Genomic DNA, 25,793 nt, shown 5'->3' on the forward strand with positions numbered 1-25,793 from the left:
AATTGTGCCGATGCACGATATGCCTACGGCACGCTGTGCGAAGGCACTCCTGCAAGTGCCTTAACAAAAGTTCATACAGTGTCGATTACTTTTGTCCGACTACTTACTGCCTTTGGGCGAAGATTTTCTATGGCAAATTGAAACGGGTGTCATCCGCACCATGACGTGGCAGGAAGACGGAACTTGTATCACCTTTGGATTGTGGGGGCCAGGAGATATTGTCGGTAGAGCCCTATCAAAAGCCGATCCCCTTCAAATAGAATGCTTAACTGATGTACAAGCAACATTACTGCCCGCCGGTAACTGGGATCTAGCTACTGATGCTATGCTTCTACACGCTCAACGTCTCGGAGAATTTTTGGAAATTGTACACAGCAAACCTATTGACGCCTCGCTGTTTCGATTGATGAATTGGTTGGGCAAAAGGTTCGGTCGCGAAATCGATCGAGGACAAATTATCGATCTGCGCTTAACCCATCAGCAAATGGCTGAAATTATTGGCGCTAGCAGAGTTACTGTCACCCGCATTCTCAATAACTTTGAAAAGCAGGGAATTATTCAACGCCTGCATCGCAAAGTTGTCGTTATGCAAGAGCAGTCTTTGTGGCACTACGAAATTTAACTAGGAACTAGGGGTTAGGGGCTAGGGGCTAGGGAAGAGGGAAGCGGGAGTGGAGAAGAAGGGGAGAGTGGGGGAGTGGGGGAATTTATATGTAAATTTTCGACCTTTATGGCGTTCTCCCGCTCTCCCGTTCTCCCGCTCCCCCGCTCCCCTCTCTTACCCTAGCCCCTAGCCCCTAACCCCTAGCCCCTTCTTTTAGATGGCTCTAAAAGAGTTATGTATTCTCTGAATCATAGAGATTGCCGATGTATTGCTGGGAGCGTAGAAACTAGCCATATAAATGGTTTTGTTATTCTGATAACGAATCATCGTAATAATTGCATCAGTTTCTGATTCGGATATCCATAGTTGAACTGCTTCTAGTCCGCTAATATTCAGCCTGCTTCTTCTTTTGATCTGATAACCAACTTTTTCCTGGGCTGAAATTGCCTCCTTGACAACCGTCTCAAAATTTTTCGGTTGAATATATATATCCGTTTTGATAAAATTTTCTGGAAAATCCTGATTTCCTACGATAGCCAGACGATCGTTTGTTATGATTGTCAGGTCGCTCCTGTTTCTCTCTACAAACCAACCAAAAGGATACTGAATTGCATATTCACGCGGTTCTACGTAAGTTAAAAATCTCGTTTCTGTGGTGACGGGACTATTTTGTGCGACACCAATCTTTGTCCCAAAAACTGTATAGGGCAGCGTAACAAATCCTAAAAACGCAACAATTTTCAGGGCTGTGGAAAGCAAAAGTTTGAATTTCATAGTTTTTTCTAACCTACTCGACTTGCCCTAAATAATATCGTCAGATTCAATTTCTTCACAGCGTTGCAGGAGTGTTTCAATTTCAGCTGCTAATTCAATTAACTCTGGCCAAGATGAATCATTTACTAAGTCTTGGGCGTGAGCGAGCTTGTTTCTTAATGCTTCGGCTGATTTGAGGAAACGCTCTCCAGATCTTTTGGATTTTAGCCCAAGTCGATCGACAATTTCTGTTTTGGCGAGGATTAATTCCCGCTTATCGGAGAATTGCAGGTAATCTGTCAAGTTCATCGCTTCGTTTTTCGCTTGCCGATCGTGCCATAATTTTTTCGCCAATGCCACTCGATCGCTTTTGACGAAAGGCTGCCATGAATCATTTGGGTAGTAAATCCGTACTAGCCGGAGGATCTGCATTTCCAGCAAGGTGACGAGTCCGAACAGTAACATCCGTACCGGTGCTTTTTGTAAGTCTCCGCGTGTGACGATACCGCTGACGCGATCGCGATCCAACACAAACACCTTTGTTTTATACCGCAAAATCCGCAGCAATTCTATCAGGGGCGTGGATGCGGCGATTAATTCCGAGGGGTGAAAAATGCGCTGGTAGTCGCCGCATTGACCATCCGCCAAACTCTGGCGATCGATATAGCCGCAAATTATACCATTATCTTCCACTCCGAGAACGTCAAAGTTGAGACTTTCCATCCACTGGCGCACAACCGCCGCCGATTGGGAAGCTAGCACAGACTTGAGAGGTTCGGCAACGTATTTGACTGTGATACTATCCTCGAACAGACTCCGCAAGTCAGCAGAAGTGGATTTCAGTTGTTTCATGCTGTGAGACAAGGTGATTGCTAGGGCGTCGGGGAAGAAGGGTCTAGAATAAAGGTTTTCAGCAATTAAGAATGTCTTGGCAGTTACTATAGATATAATTATTTCATCAGTTTCAATCTCTAGCACAATTTCAAACGCCCGGACTTGTTTCATTCCGGGCGTTTGTTCTTAGGTTGCAGACATCCTTCTGCGAGGTTTTAACTTATTAAGCAGCCATCATCATCATGGACATTTTCTTGCACATTTCGGCGCAATGACGACAAGAATCCGCACAAGCTTTCATCTTGGCATCGTCGCCCATCATATCGCAGCATTCCGCACAGCGCATACACATTTCCCCACACAGCTCGCTGGTGCGTCCCATGAACTCCGAACCCATCATCATCATATTCATGGACATTTGGCACATTTCCATGCAGTCGCGCATCATGCCCATCATCGAGCCTTCCATGTACTTGCCGCCCATTTCCATGCAATAAGTCATGGATTCCATGCACATTTTGTAGCAATCCATGCAGGCTTGCATACATTCCTGCATATCTTTGCTCATCGGCATGGCTTCTTTCGTCATCATCATCATCATAAATTTGCTCCTAATTTAGGAAAAGCGAATCTATCTGAGGAAGCAGAAACGTAACTGCTCCCTATTTTTGTTGCAAGTGAAAAAATATTTTTTTCTGCTTGCAGTTGTATACTAACACATTAATAATCTATCTTGTTACACCTTAAAAAACTGTGATATAAGATTCATATTTGATTTTCAACTATTCCGATGAATTTACCGGAGATTACTGAAAATTTATTTAAAGTATTCCGATAAATTTACCGGAGATTAAGATTATTTTGACAAATATCTGCGATGGGGAAGATTTATCAGGCAAATTCGCTCGTTATATTTACATTTTCTTAAAAAATAGGAGCAAGGTAAAGAAATGTGTATAATATAAAAATTAAGACTTGTAAAACAGTTAACCTCTGAAGTTAAAAAGGTAAATAACTCATATTGCTATCAGTTATGAATTACCTGACTTTGATTTTCCACTCCTATCCGCTAGCACTAGGTTTCGGCGGCTTGATTGCAGGGTGTTTGGCTGGGCTTTTGGGCATTGGTGGCGGTATTTTTCTGGTTCCTCTAATGGTTAGCCTCGGTTTGACTCCCATCCAAGCCGTAGCTACGAGTAGCTTTGCTATGTTGTTTATATCTATCTCTGGGAGCTTGCAAAACTGGCGGATGGGCAAGTTGAACTTCCAGAAAGTGATAATCTTGGGGCTTCCTTCCTTGGCGACTGCACAACTGGGAGTTTATTTGGTAAAGCAGATTCCAGGCTATTTACTGATCGGTGCTTTTGGCGGATTATTATTAGCGAATATTTTTGTTATCAAACTCCAGCGAAGCTTCAGTAAAACAGAAGATATCGCCGCACCGCCAAAGCATTCTTGGCTGTCAAATTTGGGACGTTTTTTTACTGGTAGTGCAGCGGGTTTATTGGCGGGTTTATTTGGCATTGGTGGCGGCATAATTATGGTTCCCTTGCAAATTGCGCTGTTAGGAGAACCGATGAATATCGCAGCGCCGACGAGTTTGGGAGTGGTTGTCCTGTCAGCATCCTCAGCTTTCACAGGTCATGCGATGAAAGGAAATGTGCTGTATTCGATCGGTATTTTGTTGGGAATTACAGGTGCGATCGGCGTTCAAATCGGGACGCGACTGCTGCCCAAAATGCCCGATCTAATTGCTAAATTAGGTTTTCAGGTTGTTTTGGCAATTTTACCGATTTACTTTTTTTGGCAAACGGGGATGAGCGGAGGGAAACAACCGATCGCACAGCAGCTAGAAGCAGATAGCCAAAAAATTCCTCAATCTTTAATAGTTATAAAAATGCCATACAGAGAGCGCTTTATTACTACTTCACCACACCCAAACGTCTACCGACTTACCTCGACTTTATCGAATCGAGCAGCATAACGCAGCGATCGCCTACAGCAGTTTTCGGCTAACTCAGATCGAAACTGCTGTATTTAGGGCGAGCGTTGAATTTAACCAATATTTAACCTAGACTTAATATTAATCTTCAGTAAGCCGAGCGAATTACCGTAGTTACTTGGCACACTGGCGGACTGAGGGATGCCGATTCTAGTTTTGCGGGAGTACAAGCAATGAGTTCCATCTTTTTCAGTTCCGGCGATTGGCAAACTATAATCTTCAGGCTGAGTACCGCACTGGTGGTTGGCGGTGCGATCGGCTATAATCGCCAGCAGCCCGGTAGACCCGCAGGCTTGCGAACCTTCATGATAGTTAGCTTAGGCTCAGCTGCGTTTGTGATGATTCCCTTGCAAGTGGATGGCGAAAGTACCTTTTACTCCACAAATGCTCTGAGTAGAACTATCCAAGGCGTGGCGGCGGGAATCGGATTTCTGGGTGCGGGAATGATTTTGCAACAATCCGGTCAGAAATTTGGTAAACCAGAAGTCAAGGGATTAACCAGCGCCGCAACTATTTGGCTGGCGGCTGGATTGGGTGCAGCAGCAGGTTGTGGATTGTGGCAAATGTGTTTGATCGGAACGCTGATGGCGTTAGCGGTTCTCAGCGGAGTGAAAAAAATCAAGAAATCTCCCTTAATTCGTCTGAATGGCTACAAGTTGACGAAAATACGGCAAAAGGATACTGCTTCTAGCCAAGATGTACAGCAGCAATAACCAACTTTAGAGGATCGAGAGGTGAATATTCCCGATTTTTCGAGAGTTTTTCAAGCGGGACAGCGATTATCTCATTTAAATTATTCTGCATCATCTGGATCTGCTTCGATGCGATCGTTTTCTAATTTCTCTTCTACAGAAACCCAATCTGCACGCTCAATCGTGTTTTCCGAATCTGCTACAAATGCTAGAGTTGGCTTTCCATCATCGCTAACAGGATAGCAAGCTGGCAAGTAAATTCCCAATTCGCGGAAAAATGCGTCTACAAATTGATTTCTCGGTTGTGTACTGACATCATATTCCCGATCGGGGTTGTAATCTTCATCCTCGTCCGAATACCGATTTAAATGGATGTCGGGTTTTTCGCGCAATTTGGACTCAAAATAAAAGTCCTCATCATCCCCATCGTGTTCAAACTTTTCAAGTAACTCGCCATTCTTTAATAGTTCATAGCCAATATAACCAGTTGTCTCGCCTTCCATCAGGGTAATTGCTTTGGTTTGTAGATTCGTAGACAGGGATTTAGCTTCTTTAGGGACATCATCAATTTCATCTCGTAGCCAGCACAGCGATCGCAAAATTACCGTCCACTCGCTGCCATAAACTTGAAGAAACAGAATTCCCCACACGATTTCTTCTCCTCCATCATCATCATCGTATCTTTCTTTACCTCGGCGAATGGGAATGTTTTGCTCCCAGCGAATGCTTCTATGCACAATCTTTCGTTCTTTCATACGAAAGGTTTTGTAATCCCTTCTTTCCTTTACTTGTTGCCCTTCTCGAAATTCAATAAACGCCTGCACTGTATCGTCGATGGATGCTTTGACTGCTATCAGTGAGTATTCTGGGTGTCCGTTGTAAATCATCTTTATAAAATCCAGAACACCCAACTTTATCTGTGGTGAAATTTCATTCATAACTGATTGCTCAAAAAGCTTGCAACTTATTCCTCTCACTATTCATTCTGCATCATCTGGAGCTAGTTCGATGCGATCGTCTTCCAATTTATCTTCTACAGTTTAATTATGCCCACCTACTTAATTACCTTTGATATAAAGCACGAGTAAAATCTAAAACTTCTCGTTTACGTTCCTCAGACAAATTCGCGATCGCGGCTACAATCTGTTCTGATACTGATAACCAATTCTTAGTTTTAGCTTTCCAAACTACAATAAATTGGTGAGATGATATCGGACAAATAACCTCTGCTTCCCCTTCTTCGTTAGTAAACTCTACCTCATACTTACCGTCACCATAACAATCTACAATTGCTCCTCGCATTCCTGCCTCAAGATTATACTCAGTCAGATTAACCAGCAATTCAATTACATCAAATAATTCTGGTTCAATCATCGTTTACATTTCCCACCTTCAGCGAGTATCTTCTATCCCAAAGCATTCTCCAAATCTTCTTGCAAATCCTTCTGATTTTCAATACCCACAGAAAGGCGAATCAAATTATTTTTAATTCCCCGTCTCAACCTTTCCTCTTCCGGGATAGAACCGTGGGTCATTTTCGCCGGATAGCAAACTAAAGATTCCACGCCTCCCAAACTTTCTGCTAGGAAAAATAACTTCAGTCGCGCCACAAACTCCTCAACTGCTGCGAATCCGCCTTTCAATTCCAAGCTAATCATTCCGCCAAAACCGTACATTTGTTGTTTGGCGAGATGATATTGTGCGTGACTTGGCAAACCGGGATAATAAATGCGATCGACTTTGGGATGATTCTCCAAAAACTGCGCCAAAAACAAAGCATTTTTCTCATGTTCCCGCATCCGCACCGCCAAAGTTTTGATTCCCCGCAGCACCAAGTAGCTATCCAAAGGACTGGGAACAGCACCGATCGCATTCTGGTAGAATTTCAATTGTTGATATAATTCTTCATTAGAAGTAACCACACCGCCGCCAATAATATCGCTGTGTCCGCCTAGATACTTAGTCGTACTGTGAACGACAATATCCGCGCCTAATTCCAGCGGTCTTTGAAAATAGGGACTCGCAAAAGTATTATCCACAACTAAAATTAAGTTGTGTCGTCGTGCAATTTCTGATAAAATTTTGATATCGACAATCTTTAACAGCGGATTTGTCGGCGTTTCGATCCAAATCAGCTTTGTATTCGGTTGAATCGCCTTTTCAAAACTGGTTAAATCGTCAACGCTGGCGTAAGTTGTTTCGATCCCCCAATTTTTGACAACCCTTTCCAAAAGTCTGTAAGTTCCGCCGTAGATATCATCTCCGGCGATGATATTATCGCCACTTTTCAGCAAACTCAATACCGTCGTTGTCGCTGCGACTCCGGAAGCAAAAGCCAAACCGTATTTGCCACTTTCAATTGCAGCCAAAGCTTTCTCCAAAGCGGTGCGCGTCGGGTTACCCGTGCGAGAATATTCATAACCCTTATGTTGACCGATCGCCTCTTGCTCGTAAGTCGAGGTCATGTAAATTGGTACAATGACAGAACCCGTCACGGAATCGGGTGCTTGACCTTCGTGGATAGCTCTGGTTTCAAATTCCATCATATCAAATTTGTTGGTTTCGCAATTAGAGTTTTTTTAACGCAAAGGGCGCAGAGGTTAACGCAGAGGGACGCAGAGGTTTTTTATCGCAAATTTTGGCTGCGTTTGGAAATTAAGCGGACGAAGATATTATCCCTCTGTTTGACCGATCCAATATTTGATTAAATCGGCTCTGGTAATTAATCCTACTGGAATTTCATCCCGTTTGATTATGATACCAGTAGTTCCGGACAAAAGCACGCGATACGCTTCGGAAATATCGATATCTTCGTCAAGCACAGGTAAAGGTCTACCCATGACCGCCGAAACTTCCTGATTGGCGAAATTGATTCCTTCGTGCAGCAATTTCATTAAAGATGCTTCGTTTAAACTTCCCACGACATCGTTATTATCAACAACCGGAACTTGGGAGATATTGTGTTTTTGCAGAAGTTTAATCGCTTGCATCAAGCTATCTCGCGGATTTACAGAAATAAGTGCGGGGAAATCTTTCTTCTGTCCGAGGATTTCGCCAAGTTTGATAGATTTTACCGTTTGTCCTGACCAGAAACCATTCTCCTGCATCCATTGGTCGGAATAAATCTTATTGATGTAATTTCTGCCCGTATCCGGTAAAAGCACTACAATATATTTAGGTTCTGTCAATCGTTGCGCGTACTTCAACGCTGCTGCTACCGCCGTTCCGCAAGAACCGCCGACCAACAAACCTTCTTCTCGCGCCAAACGACGCGCTGTATTAAAAGATTCTTTATCGCTGACTCGCACCATTTCATCTACTATTTGGCGGTTGAAAGTTTTGGGGATAAAATCTTCGCCTATTCCTTCCACCTTGTAAGACCTGGGACTATCGCCAGACAGGATCGAACCTTCCGGGTCTGCGCCTACGATCGCAATATTCGGGTTTTGCTCTTTCAGATATTTAGCAACGCCGGAAATAGTACCGCCAGTACCCATCCCAGCAACAAAAACGTCTACTTTCCCGTTACTATCTGCCCAAATTTCTGGCCCAGTTGTTAAATAGTGAGCTAAAGGATTGTGGGGATTTTCAAATTGATTCGGTCTGTAAGCGCCAGGGATTTCTTTAGCTAATCTATCTGCCACACCATTATAACTTTCCGGAGAATCAGGCGCTACAGATGTGGGAGTAATCACAACTTCCGCACCATAAGCTTTGAGCAAGTTAATTTTATCTTGACTCATCTTATCCGGCATCACAAAAATGCAGCGATATTTTTTAATAGCAGCAACTAGCGCCAGACCGACACCAGTATTACCAGCAGTCGCCTCAATAATTGTACCCCCAGGCTGCAAAAGACCTTGTTTTTCTGCCGCTTCAATCATCCCCAACGCGATTCTATCTTTAGTGCTACCACCGGGATTGAGATATTCTACCTTCGCGTAAATTGTGGATTGAATATCTTCAGTAATTCTGTTTAACTTAATTAGGGGAGTTCTGCCGATCGCTTCCAAAATATTATTGTAACTTGCCATAACCCACCTCCAAAAAATACCCCACCTTTACCACCCATCCAAAAAATCATCCCCTCAACCACAAAAACTCAAAAACATCTGCGTTTATCTGCGTTTATCTGTAGATATCTGCGCTTAAAATTATCCTCAAACCTTCATTCCCAACAACTCTTCCGCCAACGCCGCCGCTTGTACCCGAATTTCCGGAACAGCCGTAGTCTCCCAAAGCCGTCCTTGTCGAGGTGGCCCCAGAGTATATAAAATTTGGGAAACCATACCATCCACATCCAGTAAAGCACCATTTGGCGCAACATCCAAACCGATCGCCAAAGCATCGGAACGGATAAAACCATGCGATCGCAAATTTTGAATCAGCGGATGTCCGAATTTGCGATAATCGCACTCCGTACCAGTACAATTAATTACTCGCTGTACGCGCACAACTTCATGTTCTGAAGTATTTCCGCTTTCTTCGCCAGCGTAATTTTTGTGACTAATCTTTCGTTTGCGAAGCGAGACATCCACAGCGCGATCGTCTTCATCGTAACCTTGAATGCGACCTGCATGAACGACCATTTGACCTGAATGCAGCATTTCGGAAACAGTATTTGCAACTCCCGGCGAAACGCGGTGACGGTGAACTTCCCAATAAATGCGGACGTGACGCAGAAAACGTCGCTGTTCTTTGAGAGGTAATTGCTGCCACAATTGCTGAGTAATCGGACGTAGGGAATCCAGGACAGCACGCCAATCGCAATCTTGAGCGATCGCATTCTTGACTTCCTGACGTACCAATTTTACCAAAGCCCGAATATTTTTCGGCGCTGTCTCCACATTCAGAAAAGTTGGGTAAGGTTTGGTAAACTTATGAGGGTATGGCAGCAGTCCGTGACGCGAAACAACGTGAATTGCCCCTGCGTGACCTTGCTCTTTCAACGCCACAGCTAAATCCAGCATTGTCAGACCCGATCCGATCAGCAAAACTGCATCATCCTGTTCTAAATCTGAAAGTGCTTGTGCAGACCAAGGGTAGCTCACGTAACGCAAACTTGTATAAAAAGATTTATCTTGCACGAATGGGTCGCTGGGTGGAAAGTTACCCAAAGCAAGGACAACCTTATTTACTCGTAAGTTTTGGCCGGTGCTTAAAGATATGGTTGCGCCATTCCCATCTGGTAAAATTGATACCGCTTCGTTCTTGATTCGTTCCAGTCGCACGTTCTCTTTCCCAGCAATTTCCGCCTCATCCAAAACAGCTTGAATGTATTTTCCGTAAATCTGGCGCGGTACGAAAGTGTTTGGCTGTACTCCAGACGGTACGAGATTTCCCCGACTTATTTCTTCTTTTTGTACCCAACGCAGAAAGTGTTCCGGATCGTCGGGAAAAGCGCTCATTTTCGCCGCCGGAACGTTGAGTAAATGACAGATGTACTTAGTTCCGTAAGCTACTCCCTTTCCAATTGCGGGTCTGCGTTCGATCAGTTTGATATCTAGGGGAAAGGTGGCTTTTCTCAGAAGATGAGCTGCCACCATCGTACCGCTGAAGCCACCGCCAATAATGGCAATTGTAGTAGACAAGTTATCTGCTCCGAAAAACTTACCTAAATCTAACTAAACTTGCTAATTCGACTTAGTATTCTCTTCCTGCTTCACCCAAGGAAGTTCGATCGGGAATGAGCAAGAATTTGGTTATTCAGTCAAGCTCTACTCCAGAATTTATATCAATTATTGTTCCAAGGTATATTGCAGCGCCACGCGATCGACTTGTCCCGAATTGGGACAATATACATTAATACTTGCAAGCGGATGCGCGTAGACGTGCAGGGTAACAAGCTTTTCGTCGGAGGTATTCGCCAGTTGGTGAATGTGGTGACGATCGACAGTAGCTAAGCCACCTCTTCCCAACTGTTCTTCATCGATAACGCGCACCAACTTTTCCCGATCCGATCGCTCGTCGTACACTTCAAACAGACGCGCTGTCAGAGTACCGCTTCTGACGCGAGTCACATTGAGCGCTCCCGCGTGGTCGTGAATTGTGGTAAATTGTCCTGGATGCCAGCTTAGCACTAACATATCAAACCGCGATGTCCGACAAAGCAACTTGCGTGCATATGTCCGATCGGAAAAACTGATATGTTGTCTGAGCAGGGTATCGTTTAAATCGAGTTGTCCCACCAAGTCTTGCAGTTGCTCGATCTGGAGATCTTGTGGCGGTATACTCATCATCTCCAAAATAAAGTTATCGAGGGTAAGCCGTTTGGTTAATAAATTTACCGACATACTACCACCAATGGGAAAATTTGTAATATAGTATGCTTCTGCACAAGAAGGCGAATTGAATTCGCTGCTACACAACCTAAATTCGCCTATCCCAGTTTGGCATCGGTAAAAATGCTTATACTGGGTATTTTGTCAATACACACCTTCAATAAGTTACCCTGCACCGACCTCCGCACGATCGATCGCCTTTGGGTCGATTACTCAAACGGACGATTCGGGTTTAGCGTGCAAAAGCGCATCTACGATCGGGAAGTTAGCAGAGATTGGGAAAAAATGGGCGATCGCGTCGGTTGGCGCGTCGAAGGAAAATGGTTGAGCGTATCATTGCTCAATTATAGTATTGATGCTCCGACAGGCCACCTACCCGGTTGCGGTGCGTGGGTGGCATCCTTTGTCTGGGGACTGTGGTCGCGCAGTGCAGAAAATTTTTATGTGCGCGTGGACATTTGCGAACTTTAATTAGCCAAGGAAGGGAGAAAAGAATGGGCAAAAATAGCCACCTGAGTGCGATCTCGTAAATTCAACCGATGCAAAATACTGGTAACGTGGTTTTTCACCGTCTTCTCAGAAATGTGAAGTGTTTGCGCTATCTCGCGATTGTTGGCACCAGTAGCAATTAACTTTAAAATTTCTTGCTCTCTCGGCGTCAATTCCGTCCAACCTGGAGGAGGACTGGGAGCTCTAGTGGGAAGCTGTGCTACAATCTTCTTCGCCAAACCAGGCCCCAGATGGGTGTAACCCTTATTGACAACGCGAATAGCCTGCGCTATTTCTTCTGGTGGAGTGTCTTTAAGCAAATAGCCAGCCGCTCCATAACGGAGCGCACGCGCTACGTATTCATCGTCATCATCAATGGTCAATACCAAGACTTTCGTCTGGGGAAAGCGCTGACAAATTTCTCTGGTAGCAGCGACGCCATCCATCACAGGCATCCGAATATCCATCAGGACAACATCCGGTTGCAATACTTCCACTTGAGAAATGGCAACTAAGCCGTTATCCGCTTCTCCCACCACCTCAAAGGCATCCTCATACCTTAGCAATTCACTTAACCCCCGACGGATTAGGCTCTGATCGTCAACTAATAAAATACGAATCATAATCGAGAACCGGGAATTAAGAACCTATACATCATTGCTAATACTAATGTCAAGTTTTTGCTCAGAACGTCGATCGCAAGCAAATAGACGATCGGCAAAAGTGACGGCAGATACGGAAAAACCCGTAGAGGATAGATACGAACTTGCCTAACACAGAGCCCAGGAGCCTTTTGACCTCTAGCTATGGCAATCTGGAACAGCCCCAAGTACAACTAGGACTAAAGTCCCAGACAAATTCAGGACTTGCGCCTCATGTGGTTTCTCTATACTAATTCTAGGATGGTGATACCGGAAACAAACTGATTCTATAACAGAAAGCGAGTTTTTATGAGTAGTGTTCTAGTTGTAGAAGACAGCGCCACACAACGGCAGATGATCGCAGACTTCCTGGAAGGCAATGACTTTCAAGTAACAGTCGCCAGTAATGGGAAGGAAGCGTTGGAACGGGTGCAAAATACTTGCCCGGATGTGGTAATATTGGATGTTCTGATGCCTCAAATGAACGGTTACGAAGTCTGCCGTCGTATTAAGAAAACCCCCATAACTCAGGATATTCCGGTAATTATGTGTTCGGCAAAAACTACAGAAGTCGATCGCTATTGGGGAATGAAGGTAGGTGCAGATGCTTATATTGGCAAGCCGTTTGAGCAAGAAGAACTAATTCAAGCGATCGCACGGCTGCTCCGTGAAAATTAGAATGCCCTAGCCCGATCGCATAACATCAGGATTTTTGCAACCGCTGTGGAAACTGCAAACTGTCTGTGGTTGCACGATTTTAGGTAGCTCAAGGTATGGTAGGTAGTAGATGGATGTGGAGAATTCTCCCCAGCTACTCCCTACCATTTTTCTTTTCCATTATCCATTACCCTTTATAAATATAGTCAGTAAAACTCATGGCAGGTGCAATTATATGCTGTTTCCTTACTGGCGTGCGGCAGTATTGATGAGCTTGACTGCAAGTATTTGCCTATTCTCAGCTTCTTTGTCTGAGGCAAGTACCAATTTAGCTCTATCTTCCTCAACACCCACCCTACTTGCACAAGAGTCCGGCGCTGAAGAGCTTTATCGCCAAGCAGAAGAGCGATATCACAAGGAAGATTACCAAGGTGCGATCGCCGCCCTTACGGAAATACTTCGCCTTAATCCTAACGATGCCAGAGGTTACTACAACCGGGGTCTTGCTCGTTTTAACTCCGGAGACAAACAGGCAGCTATTCAAGATTATAACCGAGCGATTCGTCTCAATCCCAATTTAGCAGCAGCATACAACAATCGGGGTAACGCTCGCTTGGATTTGGGAGATAGATGGGGAGCTATTCAAGATTACAATCGAGCAATTCGCCTTGATTCTAACAATGCTGTGGCTTATTACAATCGGGGTAACGCTCGCTACGATTTAAAAGACTATCGTAGAGCTATAAATGATTACGATCGGGCAATTGAGATCGATCCCAACTATGCAATGGCTTACTATAACCGAGGTCTGGCTCGCAGCATTTTGCGAAACAAAGAAGGTGCGATCGCAGATTATCAAAAAGCAGCTAATCTCTTCCAACAAGAAGGAAAACAAGAATTGTATCAGCAAACTTTGGAAATAATTAGAACTTTACAATAACGAGCGAATTTTGTTTAAGTCATACCTGATTTCGGAGCGATATGCAACAAATGGTAGGGTGCGTTAGACTCGATGGATTATTAATAACGAACAAGTTTAATGTGTAACGCACCCTACAAAAGGCGTATGGTGTTGGGTTTGGCTGTCGCTCAACCCAACCTACAATGCGATCGAAAAAGCTCTGCTTTAATTCAAAGTCGCCGTTTCAAACAGTTCTAAATCTTTGAACAGCGCCGTACTCAAATAGCGTTCGCCAAAACTCGGCTGTACCATCACAATCAAGCGATCGGCATTTTCCGGACGTTTGCCCACCCGAATTGCCGCCGCTAAAGCGGCCCCCGAAGAAATTCCCGACAATACCCCCTCTTCTCTTGCCAGTCGGCGACCGTAGTAAATCGCCTCCTCATCCGCAATAGTGATAACTTCGTCAATCAACTCCACTCGCAAAACTTCCGGGATAAACCCAGCTCCAATACCCTGAATTTTATGTGGCCCTGCATGACCTCCAGAGATCACCGGACTGCTGAGAGGTTCAACCGCCACCACTTGAAAACTCGGTTTTCGTTGTTTGATGACCTCCGCTATCCCAGTTAGCGTACCGCCAGTTCCCACACCAGCTACTAAAATATCGATTTGTCCATCGGTATCGTCCCAAATTTCCTCCGCTGTCGTCTCCCGGTGAATTTTAGGATTGGCTGGATTGCGGAACTGTTGCGGCATAAAAGCATTCGGAGTCGCCGCCGCAATTTCTTCCGCACGGCGAATTGCCCCTTTCATACCCTCTGCGCCGGGAGTCAGCTCCAGTTTGGCACCGTAAGCTCTCAGCATATTCTGCCGTTCCTGGCTCATCGTCTCCGGCATGGTCAAAATCAAGGAGTAGCCTTTGGCAGCTGCCACCATCGCTAAAGCAATACCGGTGTTGCCAGAAGTCGGTTCTACTAAAACAGTTTTACCCCGTTCGATCAGTCCCGCTTCTTCAGCTGCCTCAATCATACTGAAGCCAATCCGGTCTTTGACGGAAGCCGCTGGGTTCATCCCCTCCAACTTCACAACTATTCTCGCCAAACATCCCTCTGACTGAGGAACCCGATTGAGCTGAACTAGAGGTGTATGGCCTATTAATTCCGTGATATCGCGGGCAATTCGCATTTTTTGCTCCTTCACAGCTAAATGTAGTACATGGGATTGAATTGTTGGCCTTCATCGCGCTTTTGGCGCAAATCTTCTAAGGTGTAACGCTGCAAGACTGCGGTAGCTGCCATTGTCGCTTCCTGCCAAATTTCCTCGATCGCAAAATGCGCCTGCGTTAATGACGCCGCTTGACTTTCCTGTTTGTGGCTCCATGTCCCCTCCAAGCAAGTGAAAACTTCCAGCAGCGTTATTTGCCCGGGTTCGCGAGCTAACAAGTAACCGCCTTTGGCTCCACGCTGACTCCGAACTATGCCACACCGCCGTAGCGTCATTAACAGTTGCGCTAAATAGCGATCGGGTATTTGGTAGTCGGCAGCTATCTGCTCGATTTGCACTAACTTCCCCCGCTCCCGATGTCTGGCTAATTCTAGGAGAGCTAACAAAGCGTAATTAACTTTACATGACAGTTCCATGCCTGTGCGATCGTCTAAAGGCCAACTTCATATTTACTATACTACGGTTAGCCGATGGGATTTGTGTATTTTTTTATAGCTTTTGAGGTTTTGAGAATTTAAGTAAACAAACCCAGTTTCTCTGAAAAATGATGATTTAACAGCTAAAAACCAACGAATAAAGCAGGTTTCCAGTCCCAGAGTGCGTAAATCCTGGATGAAGATTAGTATATTTAGATACCAAAAAATCGTAAAATACAATGTTTTTATCAACTGATGTGGCTTGCTTTTAATGTAGTATGATGTTACAGTGAAGGGAATCGGGAAATTGTAGGTTTCATCCCTTTTGGGCGTATGCAATCTCAAATCCTGACACTTCAAACCCATTTGGGTGAAGCCAATCCAGTTTGTAACTATTAAGGAAAGAGAAATATGAAAGATATTGTCGCCGTTGAAACTACCATGACCGTCCAGAAACAACACCGCAACCTCACAGAGTTTTTTATTCAAACATTCTGATGTACGAGAATAATTTACCCAATTCCTCTGTGAGCTTTGCGGTAAGCATACGCACACATCGAGGAAACTTCAATGAATTTAGAGTTACTTGGCTGGAATAGTTTTTTTGCGAAAAACTTTGACAGCAATCTTCAAGATGGATATATTGTTGGTCGAGTCGTTCAAGAACAGAAAAATACTTACATACTCTACACCGAATTTGGAGAACTGGCCGCAGAAGTAACCGGAAAAATGCGCTACCGTGCCGGCGGAAGGACAGATTTTCCAGCGGTAGGTGATTGGGTAGTAATCGGTGCGATCGACAATGGAGAAAAAGCCACAATACACGATATATTGCCCAGAAAAAGCAAATTTTCGCGCAAACTGGCAGGGAAACAGACAAATGAACAAATAATTGCCACCAACATCGATACGGTGTTTTTGGTTTCTGGGTTAGATGGAGATTTCAATCTCGCGAGAATCGAACGCTATTTGATTTTGATTTGGGAAAGTGGCGCTAATCCAGTTATCGTTTTGAATAAAGCCGATTTGTGCGAAGATTTCGAGGAAATTAGAAGTGAAGTAGAAACAATAGCTGTTGGCGTACCGATTGTTGTATTGAGTGCGATCGCCAACCAAGGAATCGACAGCTTGCTACCTTATTTAGGGATGGGAAACACTGTAGCTTTAGTCGGTTCTTCTGGCGTTGGAAAATCGACGATCGTCAATCAATTAGTCGGAGAAAACATTCAAGCAGTTCAGTCAGTCCGTCAAACAGATAGTCGAGGTAGACACACCACAACTCATCGAGAGTTGATTGTCTTACCTTCTGGTGGTTTGCTAATAGATACTCCCGGAATACGAGAAATCCAAATGTGGAATGGCAATGAAGGTTTTCAGGAAACCTTTACCGATATCTACGCACTCGCAGAACAATGTCGCTTCCGCAATTGCAAACATGAAAAAGAACCCGGTTGTGCAGTGCAACAAGCTCTCTTTGACGGCACTCTTGACGAACGACGTTTCTACAACTATCAAAAACTGCAAGATGAACTGGCATACATGACGCGCAAACAAGACCAAAAAGCGTATTTAGCGGAGAAGGAAAAATGGAAAAAAATTCATAAAACGATGAGAAAAAATCCCAAACGATAACTGAACTGTTGCATATAAAACAGTTCGGACGGGCAAGATGCCCATCCCACAAGAACAATCTCTTTGTTGTGGGGTGGGCGTCCCGCCTGCCCAGTGTATGAGCGCAAGATATGCGTTACCCTACCGCTAACGCACCCTACAATTTTTGACAATTTTTTAGGGTTTAAATTATATGCAAAAAGAAGCACTTCTGATAGCCGATCGCATAGCTATTTCCGACACTAATGCTTCGGTAAAATCCCGCTTTGCAAAAAGCTAATTCCAGTCTGGAATATCAGCTTTTAAGACAACAACTCGGACAATTTCTGTTTGGCAAAAATGAAATAAAAAAACGTGCTGAAATGTTGAGCGGAAGTGAGTTAGCTAGATTGGCGATCGCTACAATCACAGCCTATGGTTTATCTTCCAGATGAAACAGCAGAATTTTATCAAGAGTTACTGAAGTAGCGATCGCACCCAAAAAACCCCATGTCTGCGGCGTTCAAGACCGAGATTTCCCAAACCAGATCCTAAGATATCGCGTTTTTTTACAGTCTGACTTGATAACTTCGTCCCAAAACCGTTACGCGATCGCCTGTAACTAATTGTCGTCCCCGTCTAATCTCAGTCTCGCCGTTGACCTGTACATGACCATCTTGAATCAGCAGCTTAGCTTGTCCGCCAGTTGGCGCTACACCGATGAACTTTAAATACTGGTCGAGCTTTATCGTGTCAGTTTTCGTCATAAATCCATAATGTACGGTATGGTATTTGTCTTTCACATTAATTATGGCAAAGTTTAACAACGCACAGCGATAAGCGTAACAGTAAAATAATAGACATCTCTAAAAAATCTTGTAGGGTAGGCATCCTGCCTGCCCTTTGAGATTCTTTTCTGAAGATATCTAATAGTGTCCCCAGTCAAACTGCTACATATGTCTTCTTCACCCCAGCTACTCACCGATCCATTTTTGCAACTTCCCACCGCAACAGGAGTGCGAGTTGTTTGGTTTACCGAATTTGCAGGTTCTCGCCATATCGTTACCTACGGTGAGGACTTAAATTTTACTGCTGTCGCGACTACCATCAAGCTTAGTCGCACGCGGGAAGATGAGCGATCGAAAGTAGGAAAACAAAGGAGAGAAGGCGAAATATATGAAAAGATTGCCATTCGCCACATCTGGCGACACGAAGCAGAAGTCACCGGATTAACTCCTCTTAAACGAATTCCTTATCGCGTTACCAGTGTGCGAGAAGATGGTGAAAGTGTCAGTAGCGATGTATTCACCCTCGCGGCTTCACCACCGGCGGGAATGCCTCTGAAAATTTTACTAACATCCGACCATCAGTTGATGCCGATGACACCTGCCAACTTGCAAAAAGTAGCAGAAACAGTGCAGCGAGTTGATGCAGTTTTCTTCGTTGGCGATTTGGTCAATGTTCCCGATCGCGCTTCGGAATGGTTTGACGATAATCGTGGAGTTGCCTTTTTCCCCTGTCTGCAAGGTCGTGCCAATGGCGAAATTACCAAAAACGGTATTACCACAGTTTACACTGGCGGTCAACTAATACAACACGCGCCGATTTTTCCCGCGCTTGGCAATCACGAAGTTATGGGTCGTTTCTCAATGCTAACTGAATTGAAGTCTCAGTTTAGCAATCCATTTCCTCTCACTGTATCCGAGCAAATTTACGACAAAAATGCACAAGCACTCAACCCAAATAACGACCCAGAGATGCGGCGAACTTGGCTGAAAAATCATTCTTTTAATACAGATACATACGAAGAAATTTTTACTCTTCCTTCTACATCGCCGGGTGGGAAAAGATATTATGCTGTTACCTTGGGAGATGTACGTTTAGTAGTGCCGTTCATTGCTTGTGTTTGGCGAATTCCCAGCCTGGGAGAAAATGCCAAGGGAAAATATAGAGAACGCGAACAAGATTTCGACAAACCGATGGAGTGGGGATACGGACAGCACATCTTTGAACCGATTAAAAAAGGCAGCACTCAATATAATTGGTTAGTGCAAGAACTCAACAGTCCTGAATTTAAAAATGCCAAATACAAAATCGTGATGTTCCATCATCCGGCGCATACGCTGGGTGAAAATATTGTTCCCGCTTTTACCGACCCGGTACAAAAAATTGAGCGAAATCTTGATGGCAAGATCCAATCTATTCGATACGAGTATCCTCAGCACGAAGATTACATCATTCGCGATGTTTTACCGCTGCTAGAAAGTGCTGGGGTGCAGTTGGTTTTCTTTGGACATTCTCATTTGTGGAATCGGTTTGTCAGCGACAGCGGAATGCACTTTTTAGAAAGTTCAAATGTGGGTAATTCTTACGGTGCTTTTATTGGCGAGGAACGACGAAATAATATCCCGATCGGCTATCAAGAAGAGTATGTTGCAACTGGCGATCCAAACAAACTCGACCCGATCGTACCGACAATAGCTCCATTGATAGATGAAAACGCTCACTCGCTGCCTTACGTTGCCAGTAACGATATCACAGTTTTCACTATTTTGGATACGGCAACTGCTACGGTAAGCAGTTATCGCTTCGATACGACAAAAGGAGGAGAAGTTATCAAATTTGATGAGTTTAAATTGAAAGAGTCAAAAATTTAATACTTGAAAACAGTGAGAGTGGTATTGTCAAATAAATAAGCAATTACTTTGGCAATTCCCATGAAATCACTCCATCGTCCTGACTTATATGCGTGGTCATCTTTCGATAGCGATCGCAATGTCGATTTCAACAGCGTTGCGTGGATTCGTCCTGAAGGTAACATCCTTATAGATGCCTTACCTTTATCCAATCATGACCGAGAACATCTCAACTCTTTGGGTGGCGCAGCTTGGATAATTATCACCAATTCCGATCATATCCGCGATAGCAAAGATATCGCACAACTCACTGGTGCAAAAATAGCAGCGCCATCAGCGGAACAAGAAACTTTTCCTATTCCCGTAGATCGCTGGCTATCTGACGGTGAAGAATTAGTACCGGGATTGAAAGTTATTGAAATGCAAGGATCGAAAACTCCGGGTGAATTAGCTTTAATTTTAGAAGAAACAACTTTAATTACCGGAGACTTAATCCGCGCACACAAAGCAGGTAGCTTAATGATTTTACCCGATGCCAAACTCAAAAACCGCGCAGAAGCTGTGGCGTCAGTGCGTAAATTGGCTGACTTCAGCAAAATCGAAACTGTGCTGATAGGAGATGGCTGGTCAGTTTTCCACAATGGATATCAGCAGTTACAAGAACTCGCAGCTGCACTTTGATTAATTAGTTAGGACTTACGCAAAGAAACCGGGTTTCTTAAAAAAATCGTTGCTTTCTCAACTAGATATCGACGAAGAAACCCGGTTTCTGGCTTCCTTACTTCATTTAATCGAAACTTGCAACGTGTAACTTCCATTCCCTCGCGTTGTACCAATGACAACCCGGTAATCCCCCGTTGCAGGTAATTCGCCGCTAAAGCTAGTCGCTTCTTCTGTAAGCTTTGTGCCATTAGGAGCGACAACATCAAAAACAACGTTTGCTTCCACAGATGAGATGCTAACATTCATTGTCTGACCTGCACGAGCCCCAAGCAGATAAGTATCTGTAGTACCTCGAACTACGGCATCTTTTACAGTCGTTGAGTTTCTACCTCGCGCAAACTGAAGTCGTCGCGTGCGACTTTGTTGTGCAATTAAAAATGGTCGGTCAGCTGTTGTCCTTTCCTGTATTGTGGATACGACGTTTGTAGCTATAGCTTTTAGGTTGGGTGTTACGAATAAAGATGTACTAACCGCAACCAATGCTAACTTTAAGACTTGTTGGCTATTCCATTTCATTTTAGCAAATTCCGTAATTGCACTTAAATTTTAGTATACATCTACACTTGTATATTTGCTGTTAAATTTTAGATTTTTTTAATTTTATATGTAAGCTCTAGAGCAACATACTTTCAAACTCGTTATCATTCTTAATATTAGTAGCTTCTCGATCGAGTTTGGTATATTGATGATTATGCGATCGCTCGTTGTCCGATACGCGATCGCAGAGTCTAGATTGATACATCCCCAAGAGCGAATACAGCCAAATTAAAAGCAGTCAAAAATTCAGCGATCGCATCCTATCCTTCGTATTCGCTGTCAATCTCCACATCAAGAGTATCTTCATCCACCCGCACGTACAAAATATTAGGGTGACAGCAAACTTGGCAATCCTCAACATAGGACTGTTGAGCGCCGACACTCAAGTCAACAAAAGTCAGATTGTTTTCGCCACAATAAGCACAATAGTATTCAGCTGTTGTTTCCATCTTAAAAAAAGCGCTCTAAAATTTACCAATCAAAAAAAGCTAGGTGAACAAATAGAAAAATTTCGCTCTTCGCTTCATAATTAACCACCATCACCTAGCTCTTTTTTTGCTCGCATTCTCGTTTAGTTACTTCGTGCCGATAGCGAAACATATCCTTCAATCGCTGGTCAACCCACCAAGCTAAAACCATTTCGACAATCCATCCTCCAGGTAATCCGAATTCAATTGCATCAGTCAGCCTAGTTTTACCATTTTCATTGGCAAACTCGTGTCGATGCACCCAGTACTCCATTGGCCCCGCAATTTGTTTATCGGTAAATAGTCTGTACCTCTCGCATTCAGTGTGGCGTGCTATCCACCGCACCGGAAATGACCCTAAAACAATGCGAAATTCCGAGATAGCACCCACCTCCAGTCCACCTTCGCGGCGAATCACTTCTACAGGTTGCCAGGGTGGTGTGAGAACTTGCAGAATATCCCGTCTTTCGTGAAAGTTCCAGACAGCTTCCACCGACGCATCGATGAGTGAGGAGTGTTTGAAGTGCAGCATAATGGCAAATAGCTTTTGCAGCTTTAGCTACAAAAGCTAGATTATCATATTTGACGAGAAAAAATCACGAATCAATTACCCGGATAACTTTTTCGACGATCTGTCTGCCATTTGGCAACTTGATAGTCAACTGATTCCTGTTCATGTCCAGAGTGTAAGTGTAGCGACCGTTCCTGGCGACATATACATTTCTCCTGGGAGAAGAAACGCGCAGAAGGATGCTACCATTTCCATTTTTGGAATGACCAACGTAATAAGTACCATTTCCAGTGTAACAAATGCCTGCGTAATAATTGCGAGTTTCCGCAGTGAAACCTTCGGCAATATCGTTTAAGCAATCATTAGGTGCAGCTGCCAATACCATTGCGCGATCGCCATAAACACCGGAGTCACTTGCACCAAGCTGTGCAGCTTTTGCTGAAGGATTCAAAAATAAAAGGGCTCCCACACCCACCAGCATCACTTTCAATGCTTGTTTGCTATTAAATTTAGAATTTGCGAATGCCATAATTAAACCTGCCTGTGAAGATGAAACTATTGTTTGCTTATATTCCTAGCGCCCCAATTTGTATGAGCGTTAATCTATGCAATTGTCTGTTACTATATCCTCCAATTCAAGCCAAAGGTTTTCCGTAAAAATTCGGATGTAAATAATACCTATTTTGCTGCTACCATTTAGCTATAAAATTTACCACTTATAGGGTGAGGCGCTTTTAAAAATTGTGTGATAAGCTAGACGTTAAGTAATTTTTAGATCGTCAATATGAAAAACCCGCTTTCTATCAGAAAACGGGTTATAATACTACCGAATGTTAATTTATTCTCGCTCTCTTACCAGGGAAAAACTACTACATTATCTTCTCCAAGTTGCCGGTTCTCTGCGAACTACTCGACCATTTTGAGAAACTATTAGCTCATTCCGAGTAAGGGTATAACGAGTATTTCTATTAACAGCTACAAATCGGTCTCTAGTGTAGCTTTGCAACGGCAGAGAAATACTACCTGTAGTTCCATTTTTGGCAACGCCGACGTAAGTATTTGGTAGGTCGCCTCCACAAATATATACCAGAAAGTTTCTGGTTTCCGCAGCGACGAACAAACTACCACCGCTGTTTTGCGGACAAACTGCCGCTTGCGCTATTTCGATGCTCTGAGAGTTCGATAAACTTGTGGGTGCTTGTATGTTATCTTTGGAACCATTAAAGCTAACAGCTTCTGCCAACGGTGCTAAGCATAAAGACGCACCGATCGCGATCGCAAACAACTGCAATGCTTGTGGATAAAGCTGTTGAGAATTTCTGACTTTCACGGGTTAATTTACTCCAAGATAGTATATGTCTAGCAATGGCTGTCCTGAGTTGATTTCACCTATCTAAGCTAGCTTGATGTTGTATCTACTTACAGATCAACACATCCTTTATTCCTGTAGTTCACCCATTGAAGGTATTTTGCCAAAAAGCCTGTTGTCTGTGGCTTTTCCATCCAAGCAAAGAAGAGGAGGTCATCAGGCATAGAGCGAAGGATACCTCATCCGCTCTTATTACCCCTCTTCTGCCATTATCGCGCAAAAATGCCGTATTAGCTAAAATAAGCTAGTTGCCGCAGCTAAATGCTTTTGCAGCGTTGCCTGGGGAAGTGGCCCTTGCAAGTGAGTCCAAGGCAATACTTTCTCAATTGACCAGTTAGCGCCGACGTAGTAATCCATATCCGGTTGCTTTCCTTTCAGTTCTTTAAACGCACGTCGATAACTACCCAGAGAATCGCCATAGTGCCGCGTTAATTCTAACAAATGAGATAAGCGGCGATCGCCCCTCGATAGCAACGCCTGAATCAGCGAATCCTTATAACTTTCCGGTCGAAACTCTATCCCTTGCGGTTTCAGTTGTTTCTCCAAAAATTTTAACCGCTTTTCTGCTTCCGGATTTACCCCAAACCACTGAAACGGCGTATGCGCTTTCGGCACAAACGTACTGCATCCCAGCGTCAAACGCAAACCGGGGGTAGCTTTTTTGATTTCCCGCATCATCGTCACAGTTGCATCTAAATCAGCAGGTTCTTCACCCGGAATACCCACCATTCCGTAAAGTTTGATTCCCTTCAATCCACCAGTTTTGGCATTCACCGCCGCTTGGATAATCTCATCATTGTGCAACTTTTTGTTGATGATTTGCCGCAATCTTTCCGAACCGCTTTCTACAGCAATTGTAATCGAACGAGTATCGCGTTTTGCCAAAGTTTCTGCTAACTTTTGAGTTACGGTATTTGTCCGCACGGAAGCGATACTGAGACGAACGCGATCGAACTTGGATTGACTGAGGTAATCCAACAAATTTTCAAATTCTGGATGTTGCGTTACAGACGCACCCAGCAATCCCAATCTATCCGTTACTGCCAAACCGCGATCGATCGCCGGAATCAGCGAATCTGACAAACTTGCCGTCCGAAAAGGCAATGTTAGATAACTTGCCAAACAGAAGCGACACATTTCCGGACAACTGCGTACTACCTCCACCATGTAGATATTTTCCCAAGCAGCTTTCTCCGTAACTACAGTTGAAGCAGACAAAGTATTGCTGCGGTAAGTCTGTTTTTCTACAGTCTTCGGAATTTCTGTATCTATTGGTTGAATAGATGCGATCGCACCAGTAGCATCCTCATAACTCACTGCGTATAAACTGGGAACATAGATACCGGGAACTTGTGCCAACCGTCGCAGTTGAGTTTGCCGATCTGCATTGCGAACTTCTTTGTATGCTTCAATAAAATTGCCCAGCAAAATTTCCCCATCGCCCAACAAAATAATATCGAAAAATTCCGCAAATGGTTCTGGGTTGGCAGTCAGCACCGGGCCGCCACCAAATATTAACGGATCTTCGTTGCCGCGCACAAGCGATCGCAGCGGAATTTCTAGCAATTCCAACAAACTCAGGATATTTACATAATCCAATTCCCAAGATAGAGAAAAACCCACTAACTCAGCATTTCTGGGCAACCGTTCGCGAGTATCCGTAAATAGGCGACTTACCTCAACATCCGAACGCATTGCCAAAGTTGCCCAGATAATTTGATACCCCAGACTGGCGATCCCAACACTGTACTCATTAGGAAAGGCAAAAATAGTAGGTATGGCATCGCTGTTAGGCGTCGCTGGAGTGAATAGAAGGCGTTCGGCAGCAAATAAATTGATTGTCACAAGTTAATTCTAGCCTTAGAAGGTGGTGAACTTTGCCAGTCTGACCGGAATTTTGGCTAACTCGATTGTAACTAAGGACTTTACGGCAATCTAAGCTCGACTTTAGCCATCAAAATTCACCCTATTCCTGCTTTCCCACATTTGCCTGCCGTAGGATTTTGGTTTATCGAAAAATTTATGTAAAATTTGGCACTAGGACAGCATTCACCCTCAATAGCGAAACAAAGTAATGGTTGCATTATCCGAGTTCTGAATTATCATGCTCTAATAACACAGAGCTACCCCCGCTTTAAAATAGCGTCCGTCACATTCGCGGCAATATTTCTCATCCGCGCCCAATGACGGGTCTAAAGCGTCTCGTGTAACATAAAAAAATCATTTGGCCACACTCCTGTGGGCCTAAACGCTCAAAAGACCGATCGCCGATCTAACATAAGCAAAGTTTGCACAAAGTTAATTAAAATCCGTGCATATCGATCGCAACTTATTTCCCGGCCAAAACATCTATCGGCTAGTAACTGGACAAAAAAGCCAGATAGGAGCCGCGAATCGTGCAAAATTTATCCCGACCCCCTAGCCCCTAGCTCCCAGCCCCTAGCCCCTAGCCCCTAGCCCCTA

30 protein-coding genes and 1 pseudogene are annotated in these 25,793 nt (G+C 44.1%); 10 read left to right on the forward strand and 21 right to left on the reverse strand.

The window, feature by feature from the left end:
- The first annotated feature begins 91 nt into the window (after nucleotides 1–91).
- Nucleotides 92–622, forward strand: a complete 531-nt coding sequence (locus H6G03_RS30415) for a Crp/Fnr family transcriptional regulator (protein ID WP_242060500.1) — start codon at nucleotides 92–94, stop codon at nucleotides 620–622.
- A 195-nt stretch (nucleotides 623–817) separates the two neighbouring features.
- On the opposite strand, the gene H6G03_RS30420 is transcribed toward H6G03_RS30415, so the two are convergent.
- The 3 genes from H6G03_RS30420 to H6G03_RS30430 all read right to left on the reverse strand — a co-directional run bounded on the left by H6G03_RS30420 (nucleotide 818) and on the right by H6G03_RS30430 (nucleotide 2,792).
- Nucleotides 818–1,378, reverse strand: coding sequence for a PsbP-related protein (locus H6G03_RS30420; protein ID WP_190473361.1), 561 nt, complete (start codon nucleotides 1,376–1,378; stop codon nucleotides 818–820).
- 27 nt (nucleotides 1,379–1,405) lie between these two features.
- Entirely contained in the window at nucleotides 1,406–2,209 is an 804-nt protein-coding gene (locus H6G03_RS30425; protein WP_190473430.1) for a CBS domain-containing protein, read from the reverse strand.
- Nucleotides 2,210–2,414: 205 nt separating this feature from the next.
- A complete protein-coding gene (locus H6G03_RS30430; protein ID WP_190473364.1) occupies nucleotides 2,415–2,792 on the reverse strand; it encodes a four-helix bundle copper-binding protein in 378 nt (125 codons plus the stop codon).
- A 432-nt stretch (nucleotides 2,793–3,224) separates the two neighbouring features.
- On the opposite strand from H6G03_RS30430, the gene H6G03_RS30435 reads away from it, so the two are divergent.
- A complete protein-coding gene (locus tag H6G03_RS30435) occupies nucleotides 3,225–4,175 on the forward strand; it encodes a sulfite exporter TauE/SafE family protein (protein ID WP_190473366.1) in 951 nt (316 codons plus the stop codon).
- A gap of 200 nt (nucleotides 4,176–4,375) precedes the next feature.
- Nucleotides 4,376–4,906: an MgtC/SapB family protein gene (locus H6G03_RS30440; RefSeq protein ID WP_190473433.1), complete on the forward strand. Its 531-nt coding sequence runs from the start codon at nucleotides 4,376–4,378 to the stop codon at nucleotides 4,904–4,906.
- 80 nt (nucleotides 4,907–4,986) lie between these two features.
- Here the strand turns inward: H6G03_RS30440 and H6G03_RS30445 are convergent, their stop codons facing one another.
- From H6G03_RS30445 to H6G03_RS30470, 6 genes and pseudogenes are all read right to left on the reverse strand, one after another.
- The gene (locus H6G03_RS30445; protein WP_190473368.1) at nucleotides 4,987–5,823 is read right to left on the reverse strand and encodes a hypothetical protein; all 837 of its coding nucleotides are present in this window, start codon (nucleotides 5,821–5,823) and stop codon (nucleotides 4,987–4,989) included.
- A 124-nt stretch (nucleotides 5,824–5,947) separates the two neighbouring features.
- Complete coding sequence (locus tag H6G03_RS30450; RefSeq protein ID WP_190473371.1) at nucleotides 5,948–6,259, reverse strand: DUF4926 domain-containing protein; 312 nt, start codon at nucleotides 6,257–6,259, stop codon at nucleotides 5,948–5,950.
- 32 nt (nucleotides 6,260–6,291) lie between these two features.
- Nucleotides 6,292–7,458 (reverse strand): annotated as a pseudogene (locus H6G03_RS30455) (cystathionine gamma-synthase); the annotation flags it as partial.
- Nucleotides 7,459–7,557: 99 nt separating this feature from the next.
- Complete coding sequence (locus tag H6G03_RS30460) at nucleotides 7,558–8,919, reverse strand: cystathionine beta-synthase (RefSeq protein WP_190473376.1); 1,362 nt, start codon at nucleotides 8,917–8,919, stop codon at nucleotides 7,558–7,560.
- 126 nt (nucleotides 8,920–9,045) lie between these two features.
- Nucleotides 9,046–10,476, reverse strand: a complete 1,431-nt coding sequence (locus H6G03_RS30465) for an FAD/NAD(P)-binding protein (RefSeq protein ID WP_199315556.1) — start codon at nucleotides 10,474–10,476, stop codon at nucleotides 9,046–9,048.
- A 147-nt stretch (nucleotides 10,477–10,623) separates the two neighbouring features.
- Nucleotides 10,624–11,178, reverse strand: a complete 555-nt coding sequence (locus H6G03_RS30470) for a cysteine dioxygenase (protein ID WP_191056027.1) — start codon at nucleotides 11,176–11,178, stop codon at nucleotides 10,624–10,626.
- 111 nt (nucleotides 11,179–11,289) lie between these two features.
- On the opposite strand from H6G03_RS30470, the gene H6G03_RS30475 reads away from it, so the two are divergent.
- Nucleotides 11,290–11,637 (forward strand): GUN4 domain-containing protein, encoded by a 348-nt coding sequence (locus H6G03_RS30475; protein WP_190473380.1) that lies wholly within the window; start codon nucleotides 11,290–11,292, stop codon nucleotides 11,635–11,637.
- On the opposite strand, the gene H6G03_RS30480 is transcribed toward H6G03_RS30475, so the two are convergent.
- Nucleotides 11,634–12,278 (reverse strand): response regulator, encoded by a 645-nt coding sequence (locus H6G03_RS30480; protein ID WP_190473381.1) that lies wholly within the window; start codon nucleotides 12,276–12,278, stop codon nucleotides 11,634–11,636. The genes H6G03_RS30475 and H6G03_RS30480 overlap by 4 nt on opposite strands.
- Nucleotides 12,279–12,605: 327 nt before the next feature.
- On the opposite strand from H6G03_RS30480, the gene H6G03_RS30485 reads away from it, so the two are divergent.
- Nucleotides 12,606–12,974, forward strand: coding sequence for a response regulator transcription factor (locus tag H6G03_RS30485; RefSeq protein ID WP_190473384.1), 369 nt, complete (start codon nucleotides 12,606–12,608; stop codon nucleotides 12,972–12,974).
- Nucleotides 12,975–13,188: 214 nt separating this feature from the next.
- Entirely contained in the window at nucleotides 13,189–13,893 is a 705-nt protein-coding gene (locus tag H6G03_RS30490) for a tetratricopeptide repeat protein (protein ID WP_190473386.1), read from the forward strand.
- Between the two features lie 186 nt (nucleotides 13,894–14,079).
- Here H6G03_RS30490 and cysK read toward each other — a convergent pair whose 3' ends face one another.
- Genes cysK through H6G03_RS30505 form a run of 3 tightly spaced genes read right to left on the reverse strand, consistent with a single transcriptional unit; the run spans nucleotide 14,080 to nucleotide 15,986 of the window.
- Nucleotides 14,080–15,042, reverse strand: a complete 963-nt coding sequence (gene cysK / locus H6G03_RS30495) for a cysteine synthase A (protein ID WP_190473388.1) — start codon at nucleotides 15,040–15,042, stop codon at nucleotides 14,080–14,082.
- A gap of 17 nt (nucleotides 15,043–15,059) precedes the next feature.
- Nucleotides 15,060–15,497, reverse strand: a complete 438-nt coding sequence (locus H6G03_RS30500; RefSeq protein WP_190473391.1) for an RrF2 family transcriptional regulator — start codon at nucleotides 15,495–15,497, stop codon at nucleotides 15,060–15,062.
- 36 nt (nucleotides 15,498–15,533) lie between these two features.
- Entirely contained in the window at nucleotides 15,534–15,986 is a 453-nt protein-coding gene (locus tag H6G03_RS30505) for a hypothetical protein (protein ID WP_190473393.1), read from the reverse strand.
- Between the two features lie 81 nt (nucleotides 15,987–16,067).
- On the opposite strand from H6G03_RS30505, the gene rsgA reads away from it, so the two are divergent.
- Together rsgA and H6G03_RS30515 are read left to right on the forward strand one after the other, a co-directional pair.
- Nucleotides 16,068–17,129: a ribosome small subunit-dependent GTPase A gene (gene rsgA / locus H6G03_RS30510; RefSeq protein ID WP_190473396.1), complete on the forward strand. Its 1,062-nt coding sequence runs from the start codon at nucleotides 16,068–16,070 to the stop codon at nucleotides 17,127–17,129.
- A gap of 245 nt (nucleotides 17,130–17,374) precedes the next feature.
- Nucleotides 17,375–17,542 carry a hypothetical protein gene (locus H6G03_RS30515; RefSeq protein ID WP_190473399.1) on the forward strand — a complete coding sequence of 56 codons (168 nt, stop codon included), beginning with the start codon at nucleotides 17,375–17,377 and terminating at the stop codon, nucleotides 17,540–17,542.
- A gap of 114 nt (nucleotides 17,543–17,656) precedes the next feature.
- Here the strand turns inward: H6G03_RS30515 and H6G03_RS30520 are convergent, their stop codons facing one another.
- Nucleotides 17,657–17,854, reverse strand: coding sequence for an RNA-binding S4 domain-containing protein (locus H6G03_RS30520; protein ID WP_190473438.1), 198 nt, complete (start codon nucleotides 17,852–17,854; stop codon nucleotides 17,657–17,659).
- Between the two features lie 189 nt (nucleotides 17,855–18,043).
- On the opposite strand from H6G03_RS30520, the gene H6G03_RS30525 reads away from it, so the two are divergent.
- Both H6G03_RS30525 and H6G03_RS30530 read left to right on the forward strand, forming a co-directional pair.
- Nucleotides 18,044–19,744: a metallophosphoesterase family protein gene (locus H6G03_RS30525; protein ID WP_190473402.1), complete on the forward strand. Its 1,701-nt coding sequence runs from the start codon at nucleotides 18,044–18,046 to the stop codon at nucleotides 19,742–19,744.
- 60 nt (nucleotides 19,745–19,804) lie between these two features.
- Nucleotides 19,805–20,404 carry an MBL fold metallo-hydrolase gene (locus H6G03_RS30530; RefSeq protein ID WP_190473405.1) on the forward strand — a complete coding sequence of 200 codons (600 nt, stop codon included), beginning with the start codon at nucleotides 19,805–19,807 and terminating at the stop codon, nucleotides 20,402–20,404.
- 102 nt (nucleotides 20,405–20,506) lie between these two features.
- On the opposite strand, the gene H6G03_RS30535 is transcribed toward H6G03_RS30530, so the two are convergent.
- The 7 genes from H6G03_RS30535 to H6G03_RS30560 form a co-directional block, all read right to left on the reverse strand.
- A complete protein-coding gene (locus tag H6G03_RS30535) occupies nucleotides 20,507–20,962 on the reverse strand; it encodes a hypothetical protein (RefSeq protein ID WP_190473407.1) in 456 nt (151 codons plus the stop codon).
- Nucleotides 20,963–21,059: 97 nt separating this feature from the next.
- Nucleotides 21,060–21,188, reverse strand: a complete 129-nt coding sequence (locus H6G03_RS39035) for a hypothetical protein (RefSeq protein ID WP_255512300.1) — start codon at nucleotides 21,186–21,188, stop codon at nucleotides 21,060–21,062.
- A gap of 55 nt (nucleotides 21,189–21,243) precedes the next feature.
- On the reverse strand, nucleotides 21,244–21,432 hold the full coding sequence (locus H6G03_RS30540) for a CPXCG motif-containing cysteine-rich protein (protein WP_190473409.1): 189 nt from the start codon (nucleotides 21,430–21,432) through the stop codon (nucleotides 21,244–21,246).
- A gap of 94 nt (nucleotides 21,433–21,526) precedes the next feature.
- Complete coding sequence (locus H6G03_RS30545) at nucleotides 21,527–21,982, reverse strand: SRPBCC family protein (protein ID WP_190473415.1); 456 nt, start codon at nucleotides 21,980–21,982, stop codon at nucleotides 21,527–21,529.
- A gap of 64 nt (nucleotides 21,983–22,046) precedes the next feature.
- Nucleotides 22,047–22,490 carry a hypothetical protein gene (locus H6G03_RS30550; protein ID WP_190473418.1) on the reverse strand — a complete coding sequence of 148 codons (444 nt, stop codon included), beginning with the start codon at nucleotides 22,488–22,490 and terminating at the stop codon, nucleotides 22,047–22,049.
- 345 nt (nucleotides 22,491–22,835) lie between these two features.
- Entirely contained in the window at nucleotides 22,836–23,291 is a 456-nt protein-coding gene (locus tag H6G03_RS30555) for a hypothetical protein (RefSeq protein WP_190473421.1), read from the reverse strand.
- 273 nt (nucleotides 23,292–23,564) lie between these two features.
- Complete coding sequence (locus H6G03_RS30560) at nucleotides 23,565–25,175, reverse strand: B12-binding domain-containing radical SAM protein (protein ID WP_190473424.1); 1,611 nt, start codon at nucleotides 25,173–25,175, stop codon at nucleotides 23,565–23,567.
- Nucleotides 25,176–25,793 lie beyond the last annotated feature (618 nt).

The organism is Aerosakkonema funiforme FACHB-1375 (assembly GCF_014696265.1).
Taxonomy (GTDB): domain Bacteria; phylum Cyanobacteriota; class Cyanobacteriia; order Cyanobacteriales; family Aerosakkonemataceae; genus Aerosakkonema; species Aerosakkonema funiforme_A.

What these genes read in the sequence shown, in the direction of transcription:
- H6G03_RS30420 (WP_190473361.1), bottom strand. Translation starts at nt 1,378, where the DNA reads ATGAAATTCAAACTTTTGCTTTCCACAGCCCTGAAAATTGTTGCGTTT.
- H6G03_RS30425 (WP_190473430.1), bottom strand. Translation starts at nt 2,209, where the DNA reads ATGAAACAACTGAAATCCACTTCTGCTGACTTGCGGAGTCTGTTCGAG.
- H6G03_RS30430 (WP_190473364.1), bottom strand. Translation starts at nt 2,792, where the DNA reads ATGATGATGATGATGACGAAAGAAGCCATGCCGATGAGCAAAGATATG.
- H6G03_RS30435 (WP_190473366.1), top strand. Translation starts at nt 3,225, where the DNA reads ATGAATTACCTGACTTTGATTTTCCACTCCTATCCGCTAGCACTAGGT.
- H6G03_RS30445 (WP_190473368.1), bottom strand. Translation starts at nt 5,823, where the DNA reads ATGAATGAAATTTCACCACAGATAAAGTTGGGTGTTCTGGATTTTATA.
- H6G03_RS30450 (WP_190473371.1), bottom strand. Translation starts at nt 6,259, where the DNA reads ATGATTGAACCAGAATTATTTGATGTAATTGAATTGCTGGTTAATCTG.
- H6G03_RS30460 (WP_190473376.1), bottom strand. Translation starts at nt 8,919, where the DNA reads ATGGCAAGTTACAATAATATTTTGGAAGCGATCGGCAGAACTCCCCTA.
- H6G03_RS30470 (WP_191056027.1), bottom strand. Translation starts at nt 11,178, where the DNA reads ATGTCGGTAAATTTATTAACCAAACGGCTTACCCTCGATAACTTTATT.
- H6G03_RS30475 (WP_190473380.1), top strand. Translation starts at nt 11,290, where the DNA reads ATGCTTATACTGGGTATTTTGTCAATACACACCTTCAATAAGTTACCC.
- H6G03_RS30480 (WP_190473381.1), bottom strand. Translation starts at nt 12,278, where the DNA reads ATGATTCGTATTTTATTAGTTGACGATCAGAGCCTAATCCGTCGGGGG.
- H6G03_RS30485 (WP_190473384.1), top strand. Translation starts at nt 12,606, where the DNA reads ATGAGTAGTGTTCTAGTTGTAGAAGACAGCGCCACACAACGGCAGATG.
- H6G03_RS30490 (WP_190473386.1), top strand. Translation starts at nt 13,189, where the DNA reads ATGCTGTTTCCTTACTGGCGTGCGGCAGTATTGATGAGCTTGACTGCA.
- cysK (WP_190473388.1), bottom strand. Translation starts at nt 15,042, where the DNA reads ATGCGAATTGCCCGCGATATCACGGAATTAATAGGCCATACACCTCTA.
- H6G03_RS30500 (WP_190473391.1), bottom strand. Translation starts at nt 15,497, where the DNA reads ATGGAACTGTCATGTAAAGTTAATTACGCTTTGTTAGCTCTCCTAGAA.
- rsgA (WP_190473396.1), top strand. Translation starts at nt 16,068, where the DNA reads ATGAATTTAGAGTTACTTGGCTGGAATAGTTTTTTTGCGAAAAACTTT.
- H6G03_RS30520 (WP_190473438.1), bottom strand. Translation starts at nt 17,854, where the DNA reads ATGACGAAAACTGACACGATAAAGCTCGACCAGTATTTAAAGTTCATC.
- H6G03_RS30525 (WP_190473402.1), top strand. Translation starts at nt 18,044, where the DNA reads ATGTCTTCTTCACCCCAGCTACTCACCGATCCATTTTTGCAACTTCCC.
- H6G03_RS30530 (WP_190473405.1), top strand. Translation starts at nt 19,805, where the DNA reads ATGAAATCACTCCATCGTCCTGACTTATATGCGTGGTCATCTTTCGAT.
- H6G03_RS30535 (WP_190473407.1), bottom strand. Translation starts at nt 20,962, where the DNA reads ATGAAATGGAATAGCCAACAAGTCTTAAAGTTAGCATTGGTTGCGGTT.
- H6G03_RS39035 (WP_255512300.1), bottom strand. Translation starts at nt 21,188, where the DNA reads ATGTATCAATCTAGACTCTGCGATCGCGTATCGGACAACGAGCGATCG.
- H6G03_RS30540 (WP_190473409.1), bottom strand. Translation starts at nt 21,432, where the DNA reads ATGGAAACAACAGCTGAATACTATTGTGCTTATTGTGGCGAAAACAAT.
- H6G03_RS30545 (WP_190473415.1), bottom strand. Translation starts at nt 21,982, where the DNA reads ATGCTGCACTTCAAACACTCCTCACTCATCGATGCGTCGGTGGAAGCT.
- H6G03_RS30550 (WP_190473418.1), bottom strand. Translation starts at nt 22,490, where the DNA reads ATGGCATTCGCAAATTCTAAATTTAATAGCAAACAAGCATTGAAAGTG.